Here is a 22,347-nt window from a genome sequence, read left to right on the forward strand (position 1 = left end):
TCTCCCAGATCATAAGCCAAAGCTTCCTGCTTTATGTTAAGCATTTCTCTGAAACGTTTTACGTTTTTTCCCTGATGTATTTTCTGTTCCATAATGAATATCAATTTTTCTAAAGGCTCAAAGATAAAGCCATTTGGATTAAAAAACCTGAATTTCAAAGATAAAAAAATATCCCATAATACATCAATTTTGTCAGATATTATACCGGTTTTATTTGTGTTTTATTCCAATGTTTTCTCCTGTACTGCCGATATAATATGAAAATAGTACCATGCAAATGGCCTGTATTGAATATACGATGGTTTAATATATCCGATTTTCGAATAGATTATTCTTTTCAAAGAATAGAATTTCGTCTGCAAATTTTAAATCTACGTACTATGAAAAAGAATAAAATATCTTTCGAAACCGGCTTTTGGGGAGGGTATGAGACAGAAAATCCATTTAAGGTCATCGATGCTTTTTTTGACTTTTCGCACTTTGATTATTATAAACGGACTTTAAGTGAAGCCGTAACGTATAGCTATAAGAAACAAGTGTATAAACAGGAAAATCCCTCGGGCGTTTTTGTGTTTTATACGGTTATGCGCTCTTTTCTCAAAGTCTGTTACTGCCTTAAAAAGAAAAGCAAAAAATGGAAAGTGAAAGGTTTTTTACATAGTCAGACGGTTTTTCATCCTTCTTCCCTCACGAAGGAAGAATTCGATAATCCTTTTCTTGTATTTCAAAAAGCATTTGAAGAAAAAACTCCCGAAGAATTTGAATTATTTCTATGCCAAATCCTGGAACTTTCGTTATCTACAAAAATCGGAGATATCAACACTGACCTCACGACGCCTTATATTCATTTAATCAAAATGCTCGATGCCGTAGAACTAATACGAGAAAGGGAGTAGAGAAAATCAGGAAAATAAATCAGGTTGATTCTGTCATGGAATAAAATATTCTTTCTTCAAATTTTAAAATGTGATTTCACGATTTATGTTTTTTTTCTTAAACTCTTCCAAATCAATTTACTGGGAATTTTGTAACATCCTGCTGAAATTTAATACTTCGTAATTTCTTCTCGTTTGTACCTTTAATAGTGTATTAAAAAACCATTATAAAATCAAAAAAAATAAAGTTATGGCAGAAATTAAAATTGAGAAGAAAAAGCCCGTATGGCCATGGATTGCAGCTTTGCTGATAATCGGAGCACTTATATATTACATCTTTTTTGTAGAGCATGAGGTTCAGAATGATAACAGTGTAGAAATCGAAAACACTTCAAGTGGGCAATAGTCGTTAACCCGGCAGAAAAAGAATATATACATATAATTAAAGAAATCATGGAAAATAAAAATTTATACAGACTGGACGAATTATCTGATTATAAGATTGCATCAAATTATTCGGATGTAAGAGGATGGAAAATCGTAGACGCTGACAACCACACTATTGGTACAATTGATAATCTGTGGGTAAATAAAGATATGCAGCGCGTTGTTTACCTGGATGTGAAAGTAGCCAAAGAATTAATTCAGGACAAGCATGAGGTGCATGATGTTATAGCAAACGATAACGGAAGAGAGTTTATTTATAAAGACGGAGACAGCCATATTATTATACCGATTGGATCTGTAAGTATAAATAAAGACACGAAAATTGTTATGGCAGGTAATATCGGATACGATACCTTTAGAAACACTAACCGATACAACAGACAGCACAATTTTGACAGGGACTACGAAAAAAGAGTAATGAATTCCTATTATCCTGAAAATGATTTTGGTTCTTATAATAGTGATGATGATTCTTTTTACAACCGAAAAGAATTTGATCAGAAATAATATTTCTCAGCAAATCTTGTGCAAAATATTTAATTAAAAACTGATTATTATGGAAACGCAAATTATTGAACTGGAAAAAAAATACTGGGAGGGAATGGAAAATCATGATTATGAGACGGTAAAAAATCTTACCCTGTTTCCTTGCATTATTGCCGGCAAAAATGGCGTACAAAGCGTAGACGAATCTAAGTTTAAGAAAATGTTTGAATCCGGAGATGGTGACAAAATAAAAGTGTTGGGCATTTCTGATGTAGAAGCAAAAAGTATTGCCGACCATACGGCAATAATAGGATACGTAATCGAATTGGGAATAGCAGACAATAAACAAAATTCGCCAATGAAATGTGCCTGTACTTCTACATGGATTAAGAAAAACAACACTTGGGTTTGCGCTTTGCATACAGAAGCTGAATTGTCTCAATAATAAGATTATAAAAGATAAAAAAAAAACTCTAAATCAAGGATTTAGAGTTTTTTTATTTTTGGGACTATACGCAACAATTGCACACCATTTTATGAATGTTTTTATAATGAAATATTTAAATCCTGAGGATTTTGCTCAGTAATGGGTATATAGATGTTAAATATTACGCCTTTGTTTAATTTACCGTCTGCAGTTATAATTCCGTTGTGGTTATCTATAATTTTTTTTACGATAGCAAGACCAATTCCCGTTCCGGAATATTCTTCTATGTGATGAAGCCTTTGAAAGATAATGAATACAATTTGATTGTATTGTTCTTCAAATCCAATTCCATTATCTTTAAATGTAAGATTCCAATAATCACAGACTTGCGGGCTATCAGGCAGATTAAGCAACCTGAACTCATTATATTTTAGAATACCGGATTGTATGGTAATAAGAAGTTCAGTATCAGGGACAGAGAATTTTAATGAGTTGCTGATCAGATTGCACAGAAGCTGGCTAAATTGGAATGGCCTTATAAATACAGGCACTAATCCATTGATCTCAAAGACCGCTTTTTTTTGTTCAATCGTGTCCGAAAGCTCTGATTTTATATCATCAATAATTTCATGTAAGTCGGTCATTTCATAAGGATGATCAACAACACTTACCCTCGAAAAATCTAATAAATCTTCAATAAGCTGTCTCATTCTTGTTGCTGAGACGTGCATACGTTTCAAATTACTTTTTCCGGAATCACTCATGGTTTCCATTTCTTTTTCCATAATAATGGAAATAAAAGTCTGGATTTTTCGAAGAGGCTCCTGAAGATCATGACTTGAGATGAAATTAAAAGCAAGAAGTTCTTTATTTACGTTTATCAATTCAACGGCTCTTTTTTCATTTTCAGCATTTTGAAGTTCTAATTCCGTATTTGCTATGAGCAGTGCTTTGGTCTGTATTTTAAGCTTTTCGATAAGATCTTCTTTCTGGACTAATTCCTCTGCTTCCCTGAGCGCCCGGTTTACTTTTTGGATCAGGGACGAGAAATTATTTTTGGAAACATAATCGGTTACACCTTCCTTTATCAGCATTACAGCGTTTTCCTCGCCAATTATACCGGAGACAATTATAAAAGGGATATTAAGATTTTTGTTTTTTATTATTTTAAAAGCAGAAACAGCATCAAATGAAGGCAGTGAATAATCCGATAATATAATATCGGGCAAAAATGTGTCAAGAGATTCTTCAAAAACTTTTCTTGATTCAACAACTTTTGATACAAATGACAGTCCTGATTTTCTCAAATGGCGAACCAGTAAATCTGCATCGGCAGTATTGTCTTCTAATATCAATGCTCTAATATCTTTTTTCATTTGAGAGGAATCATTTGGGATATATTACTTAAATCCTTAATTGGCAGGCTGGCTCAGTATCATCCAGTACATTCCAAGTTCTTTTATTGCATTAAAAAAATTATTACTGTCTACCGGTTTTACAATGTAACTGTTAGCACCAAGACTATAACATTTGGCAATATCCGGATCTTCCTGAGAAGAGGTGAGAATGACTACCGGGATAGATTTAAGCGCATCATCGCTTTTCACCTTTTCAAGTACCTGCATTCCGGACATCTTTGGCATTTTTAAATCCAGGAGAAGAAGCTTCGGATATGATTTAGGATTCCTCTCAGAATAAATTCCCCTGCAGTATAAAAAATCAAGCGCCTCGGCACCATCCTTTACATGCAGGAGTTTGTTGGTAAAACCGCTTTTATTAAGGGCACGTACTGTTAGCATGGCATCTTCCATACTGTCTTCGGCAAATAAAATTTCAATATCTTCGTAATCCATTTTTTTGATTTTTAATGTTTAATATTTGGCAGGCTAAAGAAAAAATGAGCACCTGCATCTGGTTTTGATTCTGCCCACACTGTTCCTGAATGACGGTTGACTATTTTTTGTACTATAGCCAGACCAATACCTGTTCCTGCAAATTCGTCCTGTGAATGCAGACGCTGGAAAACGCCAAACAATTTATCGTAGTAAGCCATGTCGAATCCTGCTCCTGAGTCTTTTACACTGTAAATGATTTTGTCCTTTTCCGGAACAGAAGTAATCTTAATCCTGGTTTCTGATTTATATTTTGAATATTTAATGGCATTCGAGATTAAATTGATCCAGACTTGTTTAATTAGCGACGGATCTCCATGCGAATAGGCAAGTTCTTCAATTTCAAATATGGGTGTGTTTTCGCCTTTTTCAATTGCTATATCGTTTATAACCGCATTTACCAGTGCCGTCATATTTATATTGGCAGAAGAAACCTCTTTTCGTCCTAATTTACTGAAAGCAAGTAAGTCATCTATCAACATTCCCATTTTGGTAGAATTGTTAATTATGGCTTGTATGATTTTTTTTCCATCATCATCTATGCAATCTGCATGGTCCTCTATCAGGATTTGTGTGTACCCGTTGATCGCCCGGATCGGAGCGCGCAGATCATGCGAAACAGAGTAGGAAAATGATCCCAGTTCTTCCTGAGCTTTTTTTAGTTCATCATTGGCAAGAGTCAGCTCACTGCTTCGTTTTTCCTGATAGGCAAGTTCTCTGTTTTTAATAATTAATTCTGCTGCCCGTTTTAGCTTTTCGACTTTTCTTTTTTCTTTCAGGATCTTTTCAGAAGCAAGTTTCTTATTTGCAATGATAAGCTCAGCGGCACGTTTTTCTTTTTCTGTACTTTGAATGGCCAGTTCTTTATTGGCAATAATCAGTTCAGAAGCCCTTTTTTCTTTTTGTTCATTCTGAAATTTCAACTCTTTATTTGCAATAATTAATTCTGCCGCACGATTTTCCTTTTCCTTATTTTGAAAAGCAAGTTCCTTATTCGCGATAATTAATTCAGCTGCCCGGTTTTCCTTTTCCTTATTTTGAAAAGCAAGTTCTTTATTGGCAATAATTAATTCAGATGCTCTTTTTTCTTTTTCCTCTGCCTGAACACCCAGCTGCAAAAATTGTGTTTTGACAAGTGTGATATCAGTGGCAATTTTTAGTATTCTGTAAGGTTTGCCCGACGCATCAAAAATAGGATTGTAACTGCCTAAAAACCATATTAATTTGCCATTTTTGGCAACCGCTATGAATTCATCTTTGTGATAAATCCCCTTTTTCAGGCTATTCCAGAAAAATTGATACGCATCTGATTTTGAATAGGCTGGATCAACTAAAATGCTATGATGTTTTCCGATCAAATCTTTGGCAGCGTAACCCATAATTTTGAGGAAATTTTTATTGGCGTTTAAAATATTTCCTTCCAGATCAAACTCTATCGATGCATTTGTGGTGTTGATAGCATCAATTTGGTTTCTTAACTGTTGCTCTTTTGTATGAAGTTCTTCTTTGAGATTTTTAATTTCTGTTTCAGCAATAGTAAATGCTGCAATGTTTCGATTGTTTTCTTTTTTTAGAGAAACGATTTGTTCCGCGGAAAGGGTGATTTCCTCATCGCCATTTTTTTCTTTTGTGCCCATATAAAGCGAAATTGTATTTGAAAAAAATAATGGCAGTAATTTGCTGGAAAAGCACCTATATTTTAGTAATTATTTAAAAAAGGAAGCCTTAATTGAATATAAGGTAATTTGATATTGAACGAATATAGGTTAATTAAACGGTTAATGTTTGATTATTCTGTAATATCTCAATATAATGCATTTATGCAAAATAATGATACTGTCATTTACTCCCAATCGTAGTTATTTTTCATTTGATCAATTACTGGCAGACAGATTTTACATCGTAAAACTTAACTGTAGTAAAAAATCAAATTTAGGACTGTTATCTTATTCTTCGTTATATAATATATTTTTTTTATTGTCAGATTAACATCTTTATTGTTGTTTGGTTCAATATATTGACAGGCTGCTTACTTGCACAGATAAAATAAAAGTTTAATTTTACTTTTTGAATTACAGGTCTTCTTATCGCTTGACGCAACAAAATATTCCTTCCTAATTATTTTGTCAGGTTTTTGATTCGTGAAGATAATTCCAAAGATATTCATTTACATAAATTCATAATTTCCATGTATCAGCTATTAAAATATATTTTGATGCTTTTTGCAGTATCATTAAGTTTAGTTTCCTGTAAACAAAAACAGGGAGACAAAATCAAAGTTGGTTTTTCGCAGGCGATGACCACAGATGACTGGCGCAAGCAAATGAACAGCTCATTAAAAATTGAAGCGTCATTGCATCCCGAAGTAGATTTGACCATAAAAGATGCCAATAACAACATTCACAAGCAAATAGAAGATATTGAGCGTTTAATTTCGAATAAAGTCGATGTTATTATTGTATCGCCAATTGAGTCTAAACCTTTGACGGCTGTTGTCGAAAAATCGATTAAGGCCGGAATTCCTGTTTTGGTTGTTGACCGAAAAATTGACGGCGAAAATTACACTGCCTATTTGGGTGCAGATAATATTGAAATTGGCCGAATTGCTGCCCGCTATATTATTTCGCACAGCAAAGGTTCCGGCAAAATCGTAGAAATTACGGGTGCCAGCGGCTCATCTCCGGCTTATGAAAGAACACTTGGTTTTAATCAGATTATCAACGAAAATAAGCGTTTTAGCATCGTTAATACGATTCAGGGAAATTGGGAAAAGGAATCTGTAAAATTGCCTTTGAAAACCATTCTCCAGCAAAATCCGGATATCGAATATGTTTTTGCACATAACGACAGAATGGCTTTGAGTGCCTGGGAAACAGCTAAAAATCTTGGTCTGGAAAAGAAAATAAAGTTTATTGGGGTTGACGCCCTGAATACCGTAAATGGCGGAATTGAATTAATAACAAGCGGCGTGCTTGACGGTACGATTTTGTATCCAACCGGAGGAAATGAAGCGTTGAAACTGGCTCTGAAAATTTATAATAAAGAATCAGTTGCTAAAAATAATATTCTCAATACCATTGTAATTGATAAGAATAATGCTGAAATCATCAAAAACCAAATGGACAAGGTTGATCAGCAGCAATTGGTTATCGAATCGCAGCAGGGAGCGATCAATATTCAGGAAAAGGAATATGCTTCCCAGAATAATTTGGTTCGTTTGCTGAGCTTTTTTCTTGTCATTATTTTGAGTTTAACGATTTACAGTATTTATTCGACCATTTCGATTTCACGAAAGAAAAAACAATTAGAGAGAATCAATCAAACGGTTATTGATCAAAATGTTGAAATTCAGGAAATGGCACAAATTGCGGCCACAAGCAACGAAGCAAAACTGAGTTTCTTTACCGGACTTTCGCATGAATTCAAAACGCCGATTACTTTGATAATGAGCTATGTGGAATCTTTAATCGAAAATGAAAAAATCAAAGGAACCGCTCTAATAGATGAAGTCAAACTGATTCATAAAAACTCCAACAGATTATTGCGACTGATTAATCAGTTACTGGATTTTAGAAAGATAGAAGAGCAGAAGTTTACTTTAAGAGCTTCAAACACTAAAATATATGATTTTACGAATGAAGTGATGGCAAATTTTAAGGGAGAAGCTTCACGCCGAAACATTGAATTTCAGCTGATTTGTAAAAATAAAAACCTGAAACTTTTTATTGATAGAGGTTTGATGGATAAAGTGTATTTCAATTTGTTGTCGAATGCGTTTAAATTTACTCCGGATAACGGAAAAATCAGTATTTCGATTGTTGAAAATCAGGAAAATGAAGTTAAAATCCATTTTAAGGATTCCGGAATTGGAATTCCCGAAAATGAACATTCAAATGTCTTTAATCCGTTTTTCAGGGCTTCAAATAACAATAAAAACAGTTCGGGAATAGGCTTGCATTTATCCAAAGAATTTGTGCTTTTGCATAAAGGTGCTATCGAATTACGATCAAAACAAGGCAGTGAGTTTGTGATTACTTTACTAAAAGGAAACGGTCATTTGCAACCTTCGGAAATGATTCAGAAAATTGAAAATATTTCAAGTATTCCGAGTTTGGTTACCGATAATCTGGATATAGAATCAGACCTGAAGGAATTAAACACGATTGCTGATGCTGAGAAACACTCACTTCTGATTATCGAAGATAATAGTGATCTGGTTATTTTCTTAAAATCTAAGCTTTCTAACGAATATCTGATAACTATTTCTGACGGAAGCGATGCAGTCGAAAAAGCTTTGGAAATTATTCCGGATATTATTATTTGTGATATCAATCTGGTTGACAAAGACGGTTACGAAATTAGCAAGGAATTGAAAAAAGACCTTCGTTCGTCTCATATTCCGATTATTATTTTGACAGCGCAAAGCAATAAAGAATCCATTCTGAAAGGGCTGCAGAGCGGGGTAGACCAGTATTTGACAAAACCGTTCAGTCTTTCTATTTTAAAACAATCCATTTCGAGTTTGCTTTTCAATAGAGAAAAACTACGTTATTACTACACAAATAACATTTACCGAATTGAACCGGAATCTAAATTTGGCAATCAGGAACAGACATTCATAACCAAAATGAATACTATAATTATGACGAACGTAGAGAATCCGAAGTTTTCTGTTGAAGACTTAGCGGATAAGCTTGGTGTTTCGAGAGTTCAGTTATACAGAAAAGTAAAAGCCATTATCGGAATTAATATCAGCGACCATATTAATAATGTCAAATTAGAAAAAGCGGCAGAGCTTTTAAAGTCAAATGAGATGAATATTTCGGAGATTGCCTACTCACTTGGGTTCTCCTCTCCAAACTATTTCTCTACTGCTTTTAAGAATAAATTTGGAGTTTCGCCAAAAGAATACAAAACCTCCAGTTGATTAGCAGCCAAAATGGTTACATTTTACGTATCAATTTTGAAGTTTATGTAACACAATCGAAACTACAAGGTTTTCGTAAATAATTTTCATCCTTTGTAAAGTCTTGTGAATAAAGGTTTTGAAGGTAAAATGGTAATCCATCAATAATTATAGAAATAAATTGTAACATCATTAAAAATAAGTTGTTTTTTTTGCAGATATCTTAGCAACAGTTTTAATATATGTACAATGAATAAGATATTGATTTGGTCTGTTACTGCTGCACTGGCAGGTTTTCTTTTCGGTTTTGATACCGTAGTTATTTCTGGAGCTGATAAACAATTACAGCTTCTCTGGCATTCATCTGATGCTTTTCATGGTTCAGTCGTTATGGCTATGGCATTATGGGGAACTGTAGTGGGTGCTATTTTCGGAGGAATTCCTACCAATAAAATAGGACGTAAAAAAACATTGTTCTGGATCGGAATCTTGTATTTTGTTTCGGCGATTGGTGCCGCTTTTGCAAATGATCCTTTTGTTTTTGCCGCCTTTAGATTTATCGGAGGTTTGGGAGTTGGTGCTTCAACAATTGCAGCTCCTGCTTATGTATCAGAAATTGCTCCGGCAGACAAACGCGGCAGGTTAGTGGCTTTGTACCAGTTTAATATTGTATTGGGTATTTTAATTGCTTTTATTTCAAATTACTTTTTAAAAGATATTGGCGAAAATGCCTGGAGATGGATGGTTGGCGTTCAGGCAATTCCGTCTGTTATTTACATTCTATTTATTTTGACTATTCCGGAAAGTCCAAGATGGTTATTGTCTAAAAACCGTGACGAAGAAGCGCGCAAAGTTTTACATAAAATTGACCCGTCTGCCAGTATCACCGATCTTATAGATGATTCCCGCGAAAACGGAGTAACGAAACATGAAAATATATTCATGAAAAAATACCGCTTCCCTTTAATCTTAGCCTTTTTAATTGCCTTTTTCAATCAGTTTTCGGGGATTAATGCGTTCCTTTATTATGCGCCAAGAATTTTTGAAGAAGCAGGTTTAGGACAAAATACAGCCTTATTGAGCAGTATCGGAATTGGAGTTACCAATCTTATTTTCACTTTAATCGGTGTGGCATTAATTGACAAATTAGGAAGAAAGTTGTTAATGTACATTGGTTCTGTTGGCTATATCATTTCACTCGGATTAGTATCGGCTTCTTTTTATTACAATTGGGGCGGTTTATCGGTTCCTGTTTTCCTGTTCCTGTTTATTGCTTCGCATGCCATTGGTCAGGGAGCTGTAATCTGGGTTTTCATTTCAGAAATTTTCCCGAATCACATTCGTGCATCCGGACAGGCTTTTGGAAGTTCAGTACATTGGGTTTTGGCAGCCATTATTCCGTCTTTGATTCCGATGTTGTTTTCAGAAATCGGACCCGAAATTGTATTCCTGATTTTCACCTTAATGATGGTATTGCAATTAGTATTCGTGATTTTTTTAATGCCGGAAACAAAAGGAATTTCTCTGGAAGTATTAAGTGGAACATTAACAAAAAAAAATATCAAAAAAAATGAAATCAACGAAATATCTCCCGCTGGCTTTTTATAGTGCATTAGTGTTGTCCGTTACAGGTTGCAAACCATTTTCGGCAGCTGCACAAACGACAGCTGTATCAGTTGAAAATGCATCTGAAGAAACAATGTACCGTCCTAATTTTCACTTTACACCCAAAAAAGGCTGGATGAATGACCCAAACGGAATGTTTTTCGCCAACGGATATTATCATTTGTTTTACCAGTATTATCCGGATAAAAGTGTTTGGGGACCAATGCATTGGGGACATGCGATTAGTAAAGATCTGGTAAAATGGGAAGAACAGCAAATTGCGATTTATCCGGATAAGGACAAATACATTTTTTCCGGAAGTGCCGTTGTAGATGTGAACAACACATCCGGATTGAAAACGGGAAAAAACGATCCCATTATTGCCATCTATACTTTGCATGATATGACAAAAGAAAAAGAAGGCAAAATGGATGTGGAGCAGCAGGACATTGCTTTTTCTAACGATAACGGTTTTACATGGCAGAAATTTGAGGAAGGAAATCCTGTCGTGAAAAATCCCGGAATTCGTGATTTTCGTGATCCAAAAGTTTCCTGGGATGAAACGCACAAACAATGGATTATGGTTTTGGCTGCGCAGGACAGAGCGCAGTTCTATAAATCATCTAATCTGAAAAACTGGGAATTTGTATCTGAGTTTGGAAAAGAAACAGGAGCGCACGGCGGCGTTTGGGAATGTCCTGATTTTTTTCAGATAAAAGTAGAAGGAACTAAGGAAACCAAATGGGTTCTAATTCAAAACTTAAACCCAGGCGGACCAAACGGAGGCTCTGGAGTGCAATATTTTGTGGGCGATTTTGACGGAAAAACGTTTACGCTTGATCCGGGTTTTGCTAAAAGAGTGAATAACGAGAAAGCAGTCTGGGCAGATTATGGAAAAGATAATTATGCAGGAGTTACGTGGAATAACGTTCCTAGTTCAGACGGGCGACGATTATTTATCGGCTGGATGTCTAACTGGGAATACGCGCAGCAAGTTCCAACAACATCCTGGAGGAGCAGCACCACAATTGCACGTGAACTAAAACTGGTTAAGAAAAACGGCAGTTATAATCTGGAAAGCATTCCCGTAAAAGAAATCAATAATTACGTTTCTAAAACCATTAAAAAATCAGGTTTAAAAGGAAATGGAAAGTTAGTTTTAACTGAAAACGGAAAAGCAGATTTAGCTCAGACGATTATTAGTTTAGATCTTAAAAATTTAAAACATGATCAATACACTTTCGAGCTTTCCAATTCTGACGGAGAATCTTTAAAATTCGGTTTAAACAATAAAGAAAATTATCTGTTTGTTGACCGTTCGAAAGCGGGTAAAATTGATTTTTCAGAAAAATTTGCTTCCACAATCAGTAAAGCTTTTTTAAACGGAAATCAGAAAGAAGCGGTTTTTAAAATTATTCTGGACAAAACCTCCATTGAAATATTTTATAATAACGGTGAAAAAGTAATGACCGAAATCTTTTTCTTAAACAAACCCTTTACGGCTTTTTCTGTTTCTGCTACAGAAAAAATCGAAGTCAGTAATCTTGTAATACAGGAATTGAATGTCTCCAAAAACAATAAAGAATAACCGCTAAAAATTATTTTTCTTTTAATTAGAAAATCATAAATCAGTCGCTGTAACCACCAGAAAGTGTATGCTTTCCGACCTTTTATGCTCTTTTCTGAAAATTTACAACTTCTAATTATCAACCAAAAAAACACCAAAATGAGATTAAGCACATCACAATCATTTAGAATTTACAGTGTCGCGCTATTTCTTTTAGCAAGTACTGGTTTTTCTTCTGTAACGGCACAGACCAAACCGGCTGCCGATGTTACCGAAGCAGAACTATACCGGCCTAATTTTCATTTTACGCCCCAAAAAGGCTGGATGAATGATCCTAACGGAATGTTTTATGCAGATGGTTATTACCATTTATACTTTCAGCATTATCCGGAAAAAAATGTCTGGGGGCCAATGCACTGGGGACATGCGATTAGCAAAGACATGATCAAATGGGAAGAACAGCCAATTGCCATTTATCCGGATAAGGAAAAATATATTTTTTCAGGAAGTGCTGTTGTCGATGCACAAAATACTTCGGGTTTTGGTATTGGAGGAAAAGCACCAATTGTGGCTATTTACACGCTTCACGACATGGAAAAAGGTAAAGACGGGAAACTGGATACCGAACAGCAGGATATTGCCTATTCTAACGATGGCGGATTTACGTATAAGAAATTTGATGTCGGAAATCCTGTCGTAAAAAATCCTGGAATTCGGGATTTTCGTGACCCGAAAGTTTCGTGGGATGAAGCCCGTAAACAATGGATAATGGTTGTGGCAGCTTCAGACCGGGATCATTTTTATGGTTCTAAGGATTTAAAAAACTGGCAGTTTTTATCAGAATTCGGAAAAGATTTAGGAGCGCACGAAAGTGTTTGGGAATGCCCTGATTTCTTTTCGATTAAAGTAGAAGGAACCAATGAAAAGAAATGGGTTTTACTGCAGAGTTTAGGTCAGGGAGCGGCAAACGTAGGTTCCGGAACACAATATTATGTGGGTGATTTTGACGGAACTAATTTTACTGTAGATCCCAATTTTGAACAAAGAATAAAAAGAGAAAAAGCCGTTTGGATCGATTACGGAAAAGACAATTATGCAGGAGTAACGTGGAATAATATTCCAACTTCAGACGGGCGACGATTGTTTATCGGCTGGATGGTGAGTCTGGATTATGGCGGAAGTGTGCCAACAAACGCATGGAGAAGCAGTATGACAACGCCGCGTGAAATGCAATTAATCAAAAAGGGAAAGGAGTACAGTTTAATTAGCAATCCGGTTAAGGAAATTAACAAGTACATTTCAAAATCCATTAAAAACAAAACGCTAAAAGGAAAAGGCAAACTGGAACTTTTTGATGCTGCGAAAATAGATTTAAGACAGGCCGTTATCAGTTTCGATTTAAAAAACTTAAAACAGGATACCTACACTTTTACACTTTCAAATGCGGTAGGAGAGTCTTTAACCTTCGGATTGAATAACTCAGAAAACTACTTATTTGTGGATCGTTCAAAAGCAGGAAAAATTGACTTTTCAGAGAAATTTGCGTCGATTGTGCATAAAGCAAAATTAGACGAGAGTCAAAAAGCAGCGACTTTTAAAGTGGTTCTCGACAAAACGTCAATAGAAATATTTTACAACAATGGCGAAAAAGTAATGACCGAAATTTTTTTCCTAAACCAGCCATTTAACTCGATTTCAGCTTCTTCAAACCAAGGAATTGAAATTTCTAATCTCGTATTTAACCAACTATCAATAAACCAAAACCAATAATTTATGAAAAGTAAAATTATTTATTTTCTATTTTTCTTTTTTCCGGTGCTGATCATGTCGGCTCAGGAAATCGAAATAAAAGGAACCGTAATTTCGTCAGATGACGGAATGCCTCTTCCTGGCGCGACCGTAACTGTTGCTGGAACAAACACAAGTACGGCTACAGATTTTGACGGAATTTTTTCTTTCCAAAATATAGCTTCAAATGCTACAATTGTAGTTTCTTTTATTGGCTATGCTCCGCAATCGATTGCTGTAAACGGACAAAAAACGTTCAGTATAACTTTAAAACTCGATAACAATCAATTGAATGAAGTGGTCGTAACGGGTTATTCCAAACAAAAGAAAACAGATATTACCGGAGCGGTTGCCGTTGTGAGCATGAAGGAAGTCATGAAACAACCGGAACCCAACCCAATCAAAGCTTTGCAGGGAAGGATTGCCGGAGTAAAAATTTCTTCTGACGGTTCGCCAAGTGGTGCCAATACAAAAGTGGTGATTCGTGGAGTCGGAACATTAAACAATACAGATCCGCTTTATGTAATTGACGGAATGCCGACCAAATCCGGACTGCACGAATTAAATCCGAATGACATTGAATCGATTCAGGTTCTAAAAGATGCTTCGTCAGCCAGTATTTACGGTTCAAGAGCTTCCAACGGAGTGATTATCGTTACCACCAAAAAAGGGAAAGAAGGCAAAATGAGAATTAATTTCAGTACTTATACCTCACTTTCAAGCTATTCAAATAAACTGGATGTAATGAATGCCAATCAATTCGGGCAAGCGTTGTGGCAGGCTAATATTAATGACGGCTTAGATCCAAACAGTAATAATGTCCGTTATCAGTTTGACTGGGCAAATGTTAATGGTAAAGCGCAATTAAACAGAGTGATCATTCCCGAATATTTAGATGCAGAAAAAACTATAAAATCGGCAGATACAAATTGGTACGATGCCGTTTCTCAAACGGGAGTGGCACAATCTTATGATTTGTCTGTTTCTAATGGTTCAGACAAAGGAAGCTATGTTTTTTCATTGGGTTATTATGGAAATGAAGGTGTAGTAAAGACAACCGATTTTGAAAGAATTTCTGCCAGAATGAATGGTTCTTATAAATACTTTGACGGAAGACTGGTTATCGGAGAAAACTTTACATTAAACCGTACCAATGAAGTTACAGATCCCGGAGTTTTAGATCCGGCGCTGCGTGCGCTTCCCATTATTCCGGTACATACGGTTGACGGTATAGGCTGGGGCGGACCGGTTGGAGGAATGAATGACAGGCAAAATCCGGTTCGTCTTTTAGAATATAATAAAGACAACAAATACGATTATTTGCGTCTTTTCGGAAATGCCTATGCCGATTTAGAAATCATTAAAAATCTTCATATCAAGACGAGTTTCGGGATGGATTACGGATTTTACAAAAAACGTACTTTACAAAGAAGCTACAAATCGGGTTATCTGCAAAACAATCAGACTTCTGTTACGATTGACCAGTCTGTAAGCGATAAATGGACCTGGACAAACACGGCAATTTACAGTTTGAATTTTGGCAAAAGCAATCTGAATCTGATGGCAGGAACCGAAATGTATAAAGATACTTATGATACAACGACTTTGCGTAAAAACGACTTCCTGATCGAAACGCCGGATTATATGTATCCTGACGCAGGAACCGGAGAATCATTTACCAGCGGAACTTCAACAGTTTATTCTTTGCTTTCTTATTTTGGAAAAGCAGATTACGAGTTTGATAATCGCTATTTGCTTTCGGCTACGATTCGTCGTGACGGTTCTTCCCGATTTGGAAAAAACAATCAGTTTGGTACTTTTCCGGCGGTTTCTGCAGGATGGAGAATCAGCAACGAGAATTTCATTAAAAATAATATCAACGTTATTTCCGATTTAAAATTAAGAGCAGGCTGGGGACAAACGGGTAATCAGGAAATCAGCAACAATGCCGTTTATGCTCTTTATCTGGCTACTTATGCAGGCGCGAGCCCAACCTGGTCAACTTCTTACGGAACGGCTTACGATATTGCAGGAAACGGAAATGGTTTGCTTCCATCCGGTTTTATCGCAACGCAGTCCGGAAATGATGATTTAAAATGGGAAACGACAACGCAAACCAACATTGGTTTAGACTTCGGATTCTTCAAACAAAAATTAAGCGGATCGATTGATTATTATATCAAGAAAACAGAAGATATTTTGGTTCTTCCGGCTTATTTGGGAGTTATTGGAGAAGGAGGGAACCGCTGGGTAAACGGTGCATCTATGGAAAATAAAGGATGGGAGTTTTCTCTGGGATACCAGGATGAAACTTCATTTGGATTGAAATATGATATTTCAGGAAATATTTCAGCAAACCAAAACAAGATTACCCAATTGCCGGATGAAGTTAAAAATAACTACGGAGGCGATGGATTAAACGATAATATTTTAGGCCGTCCAATCAATTCCATGTATGGTTATGTAACAGACGGACTGTTTACCACACAGGAGCAGGTAAATAATTCCCCAATTCAGGAAGGAAAAGGTTTGGGAAGAATTCGTTACGTGGATCTTAACGGCGACGGAACGATTACAGACAAAGATCGTACCTGGATCGGGAATCCGAATCCTGGATTTCAGTATGGAATAAACCTGAATTTATCCTATAAAAACTTTGATTTTACCACTTTTTGGGAAGGAACAGGAAATGTAGATGTAATTAACAATACAAAATATCAAACCGATTTTTGGAGTGTTGACGATGTTGGATCTAATAAAGGAACACGATTGCTGAATGCCTGGTCAGTTGATAATCCGAATTCGACAATTCCGGCTTTGACCACCGTAGACAGAAATGCAGAAAACAGATTTTCAACTTATTATGTCGAAAACGGAAGTTATCTTAAACTTAGGGTTTTGCAATTGGGTTACAATCTGCCAAAAAATTTGTTGCAGAAAATGAATATGGAAAGTTTCAGATTGTACATCAGCGGACAAAATTTATTGATTCTGGATGCCAAAAACTTTACAGGAGTTGATCCGGAAAATGCAGGATTTGGATATCCGCAGCCAACCACTTTTACTGCTGGTCTTAATTTTACTTTATAACCAAAGATTTAGAAAATGAAAAAAATACTCTATATAACAGGATTTTTAGTGATGGCTTTATTCGCTTCCTGTTCCGATTTTTTAGAAAATAATCCTCGTGGTGTTTTATCAGAAGACGATATTGTAACGCCCCAAACAATTGAAGGTTTTATGAATGCCGCTTATGCGCAGTTAGGAAACGACCATTATGATGCGCCTTATAGTTTGTGGCCTTTTGGTAACGTTCGTTCAGACGATGCGTACAAAGGCGGAAGCGGTACAAATGACATTCAGGTGTTTCACTTTTTTGAAGTTTCTAATAACATCAGACCGGATTTTGGAGAACTGGACACTTTTTGGTATAACAGTTATGTTGGGGTTGGAAGAGCCAATAAAGCCCTGAAAGCTTTGGAACAAATCTCGGAAGCCGATTTTCCGCTGAAAAAAACACGTATTGCCGAAATGCGTTTTTTAAGAGGACATTTCTATTTTATGCTGAAAATCATGTTTAGAAATGTGCCTTATATTACAGAAGATATTCCGGTTGAAGAGTATAAAACCATTTCAAACGTAGCGCTTTCAAACGAAGAACTTTGGAACAAAATTGCCGAAGATTTTCAGGCTGCAGCCGATGTTTTGCCAGAAACGCAGCCACAGGTTGGGCGCGCTACTCAAAAAGCAGCGAATGCTTATTTAGCCAAAACACGTTTGTATCAGGCTTATACGCAGGATGATAAATTTAAAGTTACAGGAACCAATGCGCAACATTTGGAGCAGGTAATTGCTGCAACGGATAAAGTGATAGGAAAAGCAGCTTTGGAACCTGATTTTGCCAATAACTTTTTGCCGGGAAGTTATGAAAATGGTCAGGAATCGATTTTCTCCATTCAGTTTTCAGATAATGACGGAACACTTTACGGAAGGTTGAATTTCTCAGATGTGCTTTCAACACCTCAGGGTTTAGGATGCTGCGATTTTCATAAACCAAGTCAGAACCTGGTAAATGCTTTTAAAACAGGAGCAGATGGGTTGCCGCAATTTGACACGTACAACAATCAGGATTTTGATTATAAAAACAGAAATGCCAATACGGTCGATCCGAGATTGTATCATACGGTAGCAATGCCTGGTCTGCCATACAAATACGATCCCGAATATGTATATGTTGAAGCCTGGGTTCGCTCTCCGGGAACATACGGATATTTTGCTTCGTTAAAAGAAAATGTTGCTCCAAGCTGCGGTTGTTTCGTCAATATTGATCCGTTTTATGGGAATTCAAAAAACAGGATTCAGATTCGTTACGCCGACGTGATTTTAATGCGGGCCGAAGCTTTGATTGAATTAGGAAGACAAGCCGAAGCCCTGCCGTTAATTAATGAAATCAGAAAAAGAGCCGCTCAGAGTACAGGAAGACTGCCGTATGCCAATAACTTTAAAGTTGATCTTTATGTGGACGGAACAAATTGCAACTGGACACAGGATTTTGCCCGTAAAGCAATGCGCTGGGAACGCCGATTAGAATTGGCCATGGAAGGAAACCGCTTTTTTGATCTTGTTCGCTGGGGCGTTACCGATCAGGTTTTGAATGATTTTTATGCAGGAGAAAAAACAAAACGAGCGTATTATCAGGATGCCTTTTTTGATGCGCAGAAAGAAGAATATTGCCCAATTCCTTTAAAACAAATCAATTTTAGCCAGGGAGTTTACAAACAAAATCCGGGTTACTAAAAGTTGGAAAAGGTAATTTGAATTACAATAATATATTAAACGATTTTAGAATGAATAACGGGAAAAACCTAAAAGCGGTAGCTTACGGAGAGGTGCTTTGGGATGTTTTTGGTACTGAAAAAAAGATTGGCGGCGCACCCTTAAATGTCGCTTTGCGAATGAAAACATTAGGCTGCGAAGTTGCCATGATCAGCTGCGTAGGAAATGATAATGACGGTAAAGCAATAATTGATGAAGTTAAAAGTCTGGGACTTGAAACCAGTACAATCACAACTTCACAAGATTTTCCGACGGGTTTGGTAAATGTTACCTTAAACGAGCGCGGATCTGCCACTTATGAAATCAATTATCCATCAGCCTGGGACAAAATTGCACTGAATGAGGTAGCAAAGAAAACGGTAGAACAAGCCGATGTACTGATTTACGGAAGTTTGGTTTGCCGTGACAACGTTTCCAGAAATACTCTGGAAGAGCTACTGCTTACTAACGTTTACAAGGTGTTTGATGTTAATTTACGCAAACCGCATTATTCCTATGAAATTCTAAATCAGTTGATGCAATCGGCTAATTTTATAAAGTTTAATGATGAAGAGTTATTGGAGATTGCCGCAGCAATGCATTCGCCTTTTGAAAGTCTCGAAGAAAATATGAATTTTATTGTAGAAAAAACAAAAGCAGAAGCAATTTGCGTTACCAGAGGCAAGCACGGAGCATTGTTATTCTGGAAAGATAAAATATATGAAAATGAAGGCTATCCCATTAAAGTCGCTGATACCGTGGGAGCGGGAGATTCTTTTTTAGCGGCTTTAGTTACTTCATTGCTTAATGATAAAGAGCCCCAAAATGCTATTGATTTTGCCTGTGCCGTTGGAGCTTTAGTTGCTGAGGCACCAGGCGCAAATCCAAAAATTGATCTTTCTGAAATCGAAATGCTGATGACGATGTAAAGTAGAATTATTAAAGATATTTTTTAGCCTTAAACGAAAATGTTTAAGGCTTTTTTGTCTTATATGCTCAATAATGAAACTTATCATTACATTTACCAATACAGAAATCATTTAAAAAATTAGGTTGCGCTATGATATACATTAATTTATAATAAGATTATTCAGGATGCAACAGATGAACAAGATGAAATTATCAAAAAACGTGACTATAAAAAAAATAGTTTTACTGATTATTATATGTTTTCATTTTGGAAGCTGTTTTGAATTTAATGGAGAAAAAATAGAAATAAATTATAAAGATAAAACGATCAAAGTTCTGTCGGATGATTATATAATTGAGTCAGTAATGATGAAAAACAATCAGACAAAATATTATGTTATGGAGTTGAAAGACACTATGAAAGGAAGCCGGATAATTAATTTTAAAAATAAAACTACAGGGTATAATATTGTTGTAGATAGTTTGGATTATTATTGTTCATCAACACCAAATATAGATTCGCCCGGAGTATGGGTCACGATTAGAAAAAAAGGATTAAAAAGTAATACTAATAATGATGATTTTGAAGAAATACAATATTTCAATTACAATAAACTACCGTGCGGCTCAGCAGTAATTGATACAATTACAGCAAGTAACCCATATAAATAGACAACCGAAAAACTCTTTTGAAAGTAATTGTGTTAAAAAAACTAATTACTTATATTTGATATATGAAAACAGAGACACCCTTTTCGGTATGTGGAGAGTCATTGTCGGCTCCAATGCACATTTGCGGTTTTTTCGATTCCAGAGAACAACAATATGAGGTAATCATTCCTTATATCATGGAGGGCTTAGAAACGAATGATAAAGTAATTAACATTCTCGAAGGAAACCGACATGGTGAACATTGCCGTTGTCTGGCTGATAATGGGATATCTATTGCTCAAAAACTGTCGAGCGGTCAATTGGAAGTATTGGCTTCTGAAAATACTTATATCAAGAATGGCGAGTTTGCTGCTGATAAAATGTACAAAATGCTAGAAAACACCTTATTATCGGCTTCAAGAGCTGGTTATGAAAGTGTAAGGGCTTGCGGAGATATGGTTTGGGCTCTCAAAAACCTGCCCGGAACAGATGAACTCTTAGAGTATGAAGCAAGACTGAATCTGTTAACCCCACAACATGCAGTTTCACTAATTTGTATGTACGATATCAATAGTTTCAGTCCAGGTACACTTACCGATATATTGCTTACACATCCTTACGTAATCAAGGACGGAAAGATTAGCAAAAACCCACATTATGTAGAACCTTTGAAATTCCTTTCCAGTCTTTCGAATTCTCGATCTAGTGCACTTAAATCTTAAATAATTTTTCTCATTAGGGAATCCAGTAAAAAGGTGTAAAAAACTTTAAAGTACTGGTTAGTTTTTAATTTTTTATTAGGGACTATATTCAAATGAGGGGTTGAATCTTTTTTTATCTTCTTCATTAATAATTGTTCCGACTATAATCTTTGTATTAGGTGTTGACAATGCTTTACAAACATAAGTTGCATATTCTAGATTTATTTCAATGGCTATAAGTGTTAAAAGCTCTAATGCTATTTTTGTAAATGCTAATATTGGTAAACTATGAGGTTTATTATGAGCATTTGTTGTTACATAAATTCCGGTTTCTCCAATTTCATATAGTAATCTCATAGGTTCTTTTAAAGCAGGAAAATTTAAACCTAAAGAATTTCCGCTTGTAAGTAAACCTAACTCACTCATGAGTAAGATTTCAGAATACGGGATATTAAGTTGTTCTTGAAAATAATTTATATCTATGAAAGGAATAAAATTCCCTGTTGCATGTTTTACGTTTAATTGAGCAAATTTTGTAAAAATTTCAGCTTCTTGTTTGTTTAAATCTTTTAATAAGTTAAGAGTTCTTAATGAAAAAGAACCTGGCTGTTTAACTTCTCCAGAAAGTATTCTTCCCCATAATTTTTGCATATCATCATTAGAAATATCTTCTGCTATATTGAAAAATCTTGTTGTCCAATCTGGATCGACTGATTTAGATGAAATTTCAGGTTCTTGATTTATTTGCTCAACTGCAACTTCTAGAATGTGCTCTATATTATTTTGTTTTCTTATCTCTTGAAATAGAATTTTTTGTTCTATTGTACCTAACATTTCAAATTCAATTAATTTGTTTTCAGCGTTGGCTATAGTCTTAGCTTTTTCTAAAACTTGAATTTTATAGGCTTCTGCGTCTGCTTCTTTCCTTATTGCTCTAGGTCTGTATAGGGTTCCTATTCCTTGACTTATGACTTCAATCAATTTTTCAATTGGTTTTCCTTCAAATAATGTTATTCCTCCCATTTTTATAAAATTTATTTTTTATTTGAGTATAGATTTATCAATTTTTTTGAAAGTCCTGATTGCTCGGAAATTCTTTCCGTGACCTTTTCTAATTAAGAAAAACAGATGTAAAATATGTAGTTAAAAACTGAATTCTTATTTTTATTAAGATACTTTGCGGGCACGGTTTGCAAATCCACCCATCAGGCATATCAATTTATTTAGTTTATCGAAAATAAAAATGTATTTTTATAATTAGCATCACCTACATTAAAA

General features: G+C 35.6%; 17 protein-coding genes and 1 pseudogene. 13 read left to right on the forward strand and 5 right to left on the reverse strand.

The window, feature by feature from the left end:
- A pseudogene (locus tag DCO46_RS23260) lies at nt 1-92 on the reverse strand (XRE family transcriptional regulator); the annotation flags it as partial.
- A 288-nt stretch (nt 93-380) separates the two neighbouring features.
- On the opposite strand from DCO46_RS23260, the gene DCO46_RS17450 reads away from it, so the two are divergent.
- The 4 genes from DCO46_RS17450 (at nt 381) to DCO46_RS17460 (ending at nt 2,253) form a co-directional block, all read left to right on the forward strand.
- Nucleotides 381-896 (forward strand): hypothetical protein, encoded by a 516-nt coding sequence (locus DCO46_RS17450; RefSeq protein WP_116753792.1) that lies wholly within the window; start codon nt 381-383, stop codon nt 894-896.
- Between the two features lie 229 nt (nt 897-1,125).
- Nucleotides 1,126-1,281 carry a hypothetical protein gene (locus DCO46_RS22760; protein WP_165829000.1) on the forward strand — a complete coding sequence of 52 codons (156 nt, stop codon included), beginning with the start codon at nt 1,126-1,128 and terminating at the stop codon, nt 1,279-1,281.
- A 47-nt stretch (nt 1,282-1,328) separates the two neighbouring features.
- On the forward strand, nt 1,329-1,829 hold the full coding sequence (locus tag DCO46_RS17455; protein ID WP_116753777.1) for a PRC-barrel domain-containing protein: 501 nt from the start codon (nt 1,329-1,331) through the stop codon (nt 1,827-1,829).
- 49 nt (nt 1,830-1,878) lie between these two features.
- Entirely contained in the window at nt 1,879-2,253 is a 375-nt protein-coding gene (locus DCO46_RS17460; RefSeq protein WP_116753778.1) for a DUF4440 domain-containing protein, read from the forward strand.
- Between the two features lie 101 nt (nt 2,254-2,354).
- Here the strand turns inward: DCO46_RS17460 and DCO46_RS17465 are convergent, their stop codons facing one another.
- Genes DCO46_RS17465 through DCO46_RS17475 form a run of 3 tightly spaced genes read right to left on the reverse strand, consistent with a single transcriptional unit; the run spans nt 2,355 to nt 5,764 of the window.
- The gene (locus tag DCO46_RS17465; protein ID WP_116753779.1) at nt 2,355-3,611 is read right to left on the reverse strand and encodes a hybrid sensor histidine kinase/response regulator; all 1,257 of its coding nucleotides are present in this window, start codon (nt 3,609-3,611) and stop codon (nt 2,355-2,357) included.
- Between the two features lie 36 nt (nt 3,612-3,647).
- Complete coding sequence (locus DCO46_RS17470) at nt 3,648-4,088, reverse strand: response regulator (protein ID WP_116753780.1); 441 nt, start codon at nt 4,086-4,088, stop codon at nt 3,648-3,650.
- A gap of 11 nt (nt 4,089-4,099) precedes the next feature.
- The gene (locus tag DCO46_RS17475; protein WP_116753781.1) at nt 4,100-5,764 is read right to left on the reverse strand and encodes an ATP-binding protein; all 1,665 of its coding nucleotides are present in this window, start codon (nt 5,762-5,764) and stop codon (nt 4,100-4,102) included.
- A 578-nt stretch (nt 5,765-6,342) separates the two neighbouring features.
- Here DCO46_RS17475 and DCO46_RS17480 point away from each other — a divergent pair.
- The 9 genes from DCO46_RS17480 to DCO46_RS17520 all read left to right on the forward strand — a co-directional run bounded on the left by DCO46_RS17480 (nt 6,343) and on the right by DCO46_RS17520 (nt 21,090).
- A complete protein-coding gene (locus DCO46_RS17480; protein WP_243416344.1) occupies nt 6,343-9,054 on the forward strand; it encodes a substrate-binding domain-containing protein in 2,712 nt (903 codons plus the stop codon).
- A 228-nt stretch (nt 9,055-9,282) separates the two neighbouring features.
- A complete protein-coding gene (locus DCO46_RS17485; protein WP_116753783.1) occupies nt 9,283-10,641 on the forward strand; it encodes a sugar porter family MFS transporter in 1,359 nt (452 codons plus the stop codon).
- Nucleotides 10,604-12,226 carry a glycoside hydrolase family 32 protein gene (locus tag DCO46_RS17490; RefSeq protein ID WP_116753784.1) on the forward strand — a complete coding sequence of 541 codons (1,623 nt, stop codon included), beginning with the start codon at nt 10,604-10,606 and terminating at the stop codon, nt 12,224-12,226. Before DCO46_RS17485 ends, DCO46_RS17490 begins: the two co-directional genes overlap by 38 nt.
- 138 nt (nt 12,227-12,364) lie before the next feature.
- Nucleotides 12,365-13,975, forward strand: coding sequence for a glycoside hydrolase family 32 protein (locus DCO46_RS17495; protein ID WP_165829002.1), 1,611 nt, complete (start codon nt 12,365-12,367; stop codon nt 13,973-13,975).
- 3 nt (nt 13,976-13,978) lie between these two features.
- A complete protein-coding gene (locus DCO46_RS17500; RefSeq protein ID WP_116753786.1) occupies nt 13,979-17,083 on the forward strand; it encodes a SusC/RagA family TonB-linked outer membrane protein in 3,105 nt (1,034 codons plus the stop codon).
- A 15-nt stretch (nt 17,084-17,098) separates the two neighbouring features.
- Complete coding sequence (locus tag DCO46_RS17505) at nt 17,099-18,790, forward strand: RagB/SusD family nutrient uptake outer membrane protein (protein WP_116753787.1); 1,692 nt, start codon at nt 17,099-17,101, stop codon at nt 18,788-18,790.
- A gap of 50 nt (nt 18,791-18,840) precedes the next feature.
- Nucleotides 18,841-19,737, forward strand: coding sequence for a carbohydrate kinase family protein (locus DCO46_RS17510; protein WP_116753788.1), 897 nt, complete (start codon nt 18,841-18,843; stop codon nt 19,735-19,737).
- Nucleotides 19,738-19,921: 184 nt separating this feature from the next.
- The gene (locus DCO46_RS17515; protein ID WP_116753789.1) at nt 19,922-20,389 is read left to right on the forward strand and encodes a hypothetical protein; all 468 of its coding nucleotides are present in this window, start codon (nt 19,922-19,924) and stop codon (nt 20,387-20,389) included.
- Between the two features lie 62 nt (nt 20,390-20,451).
- Entirely contained in the window at nt 20,452-21,090 is a 639-nt protein-coding gene (locus DCO46_RS17520; RefSeq protein ID WP_116753790.1) for an MEDS domain-containing protein, read from the forward strand.
- A gap of 75 nt (nt 21,091-21,165) precedes the next feature.
- Here the strand turns inward: DCO46_RS17520 and DCO46_RS17525 are convergent, their stop codons facing one another.
- Complete coding sequence (locus tag DCO46_RS17525) at nt 21,166-22,092, reverse strand: DUF2806 domain-containing protein (RefSeq protein ID WP_116753791.1); 927 nt, start codon at nt 22,090-22,092, stop codon at nt 21,166-21,168.
- Nucleotides 22,093-22,347: the final 255 nt, after the last annotated feature.

The sequence above is a fragment of the Flavobacterium sp. HTF genome (assembly GCF_003105115.1).
GTDB lineage: Bacteria > Bacteroidota > Bacteroidia > Flavobacteriales > Flavobacteriaceae > Flavobacterium.

Excerpts from the sequence above, each read along its gene's own strand:
- DCO46_RS17450 (WP_116753792.1), top strand. The coding sequence starts at position 381 with ATGAAAAAGAATAAAATATCTTTCGAAACCGGCTTTTGGGGAGGGTAT.
- DCO46_RS22760 (WP_165829000.1), top strand. The coding sequence starts at position 1,126 with ATGGCAGAAATTAAAATTGAGAAGAAAAAGCCCGTATGGCCATGGATT.
- DCO46_RS17455 (WP_116753777.1), top strand. The coding sequence starts at position 1,329 with ATGGAAAATAAAAATTTATACAGACTGGACGAATTATCTGATTATAAG.
- DCO46_RS17460 (WP_116753778.1), top strand. The coding sequence starts at position 1,879 with ATGGAAACGCAAATTATTGAACTGGAAAAAAAATACTGGGAGGGAATG.
- DCO46_RS17465 (WP_116753779.1), bottom strand. The coding sequence starts at position 3,611 with ATGAAAAAAGATATTAGAGCATTGATATTAGAAGACAATACTGCCGAT.
- DCO46_RS17470 (WP_116753780.1), bottom strand. The coding sequence starts at position 4,088 with ATGGATTACGAAGATATTGAAATTTTATTTGCCGAAGACAGTATGGAA.
- DCO46_RS17475 (WP_116753781.1), bottom strand. The coding sequence starts at position 5,764 with ATGGGCACAAAAGAAAAAAATGGCGATGAGGAAATCACCCTTTCCGCG.
- DCO46_RS17480 (WP_243416344.1), top strand. The coding sequence starts at position 6,343 with ATGCTTTTTGCAGTATCATTAAGTTTAGTTTCCTGTAAACAAAAACAG.
- DCO46_RS17485 (WP_116753783.1), top strand. The coding sequence starts at position 9,283 with ATGAATAAGATATTGATTTGGTCTGTTACTGCTGCACTGGCAGGTTTT.
- DCO46_RS17490 (WP_116753784.1), top strand. The coding sequence starts at position 10,604 with ATGAAATCAACGAAATATCTCCCGCTGGCTTTTTATAGTGCATTAGTG.
- DCO46_RS17495 (WP_165829002.1), top strand. The coding sequence starts at position 12,365 with ATGAGATTAAGCACATCACAATCATTTAGAATTTACAGTGTCGCGCTA.
- DCO46_RS17500 (WP_116753786.1), top strand. The coding sequence starts at position 13,979 with ATGAAAAGTAAAATTATTTATTTTCTATTTTTCTTTTTTCCGGTGCTG.
- DCO46_RS17505 (WP_116753787.1), top strand. The coding sequence starts at position 17,099 with ATGAAAAAAATACTCTATATAACAGGATTTTTAGTGATGGCTTTATTC.
- DCO46_RS17510 (WP_116753788.1), top strand. The coding sequence starts at position 18,841 with ATGAATAACGGGAAAAACCTAAAAGCGGTAGCTTACGGAGAGGTGCTT.
- DCO46_RS17515 (WP_116753789.1), top strand. The coding sequence starts at position 19,922 with ATGAAATTATCAAAAAACGTGACTATAAAAAAAATAGTTTTACTGATT.
- DCO46_RS17520 (WP_116753790.1), top strand. The coding sequence starts at position 20,452 with ATGAAAACAGAGACACCCTTTTCGGTATGTGGAGAGTCATTGTCGGCT.
- DCO46_RS17525 (WP_116753791.1), bottom strand. The coding sequence starts at position 22,092 with ATGGGAGGAATAACATTATTTGAAGGAAAACCAATTGAAAAATTGATT.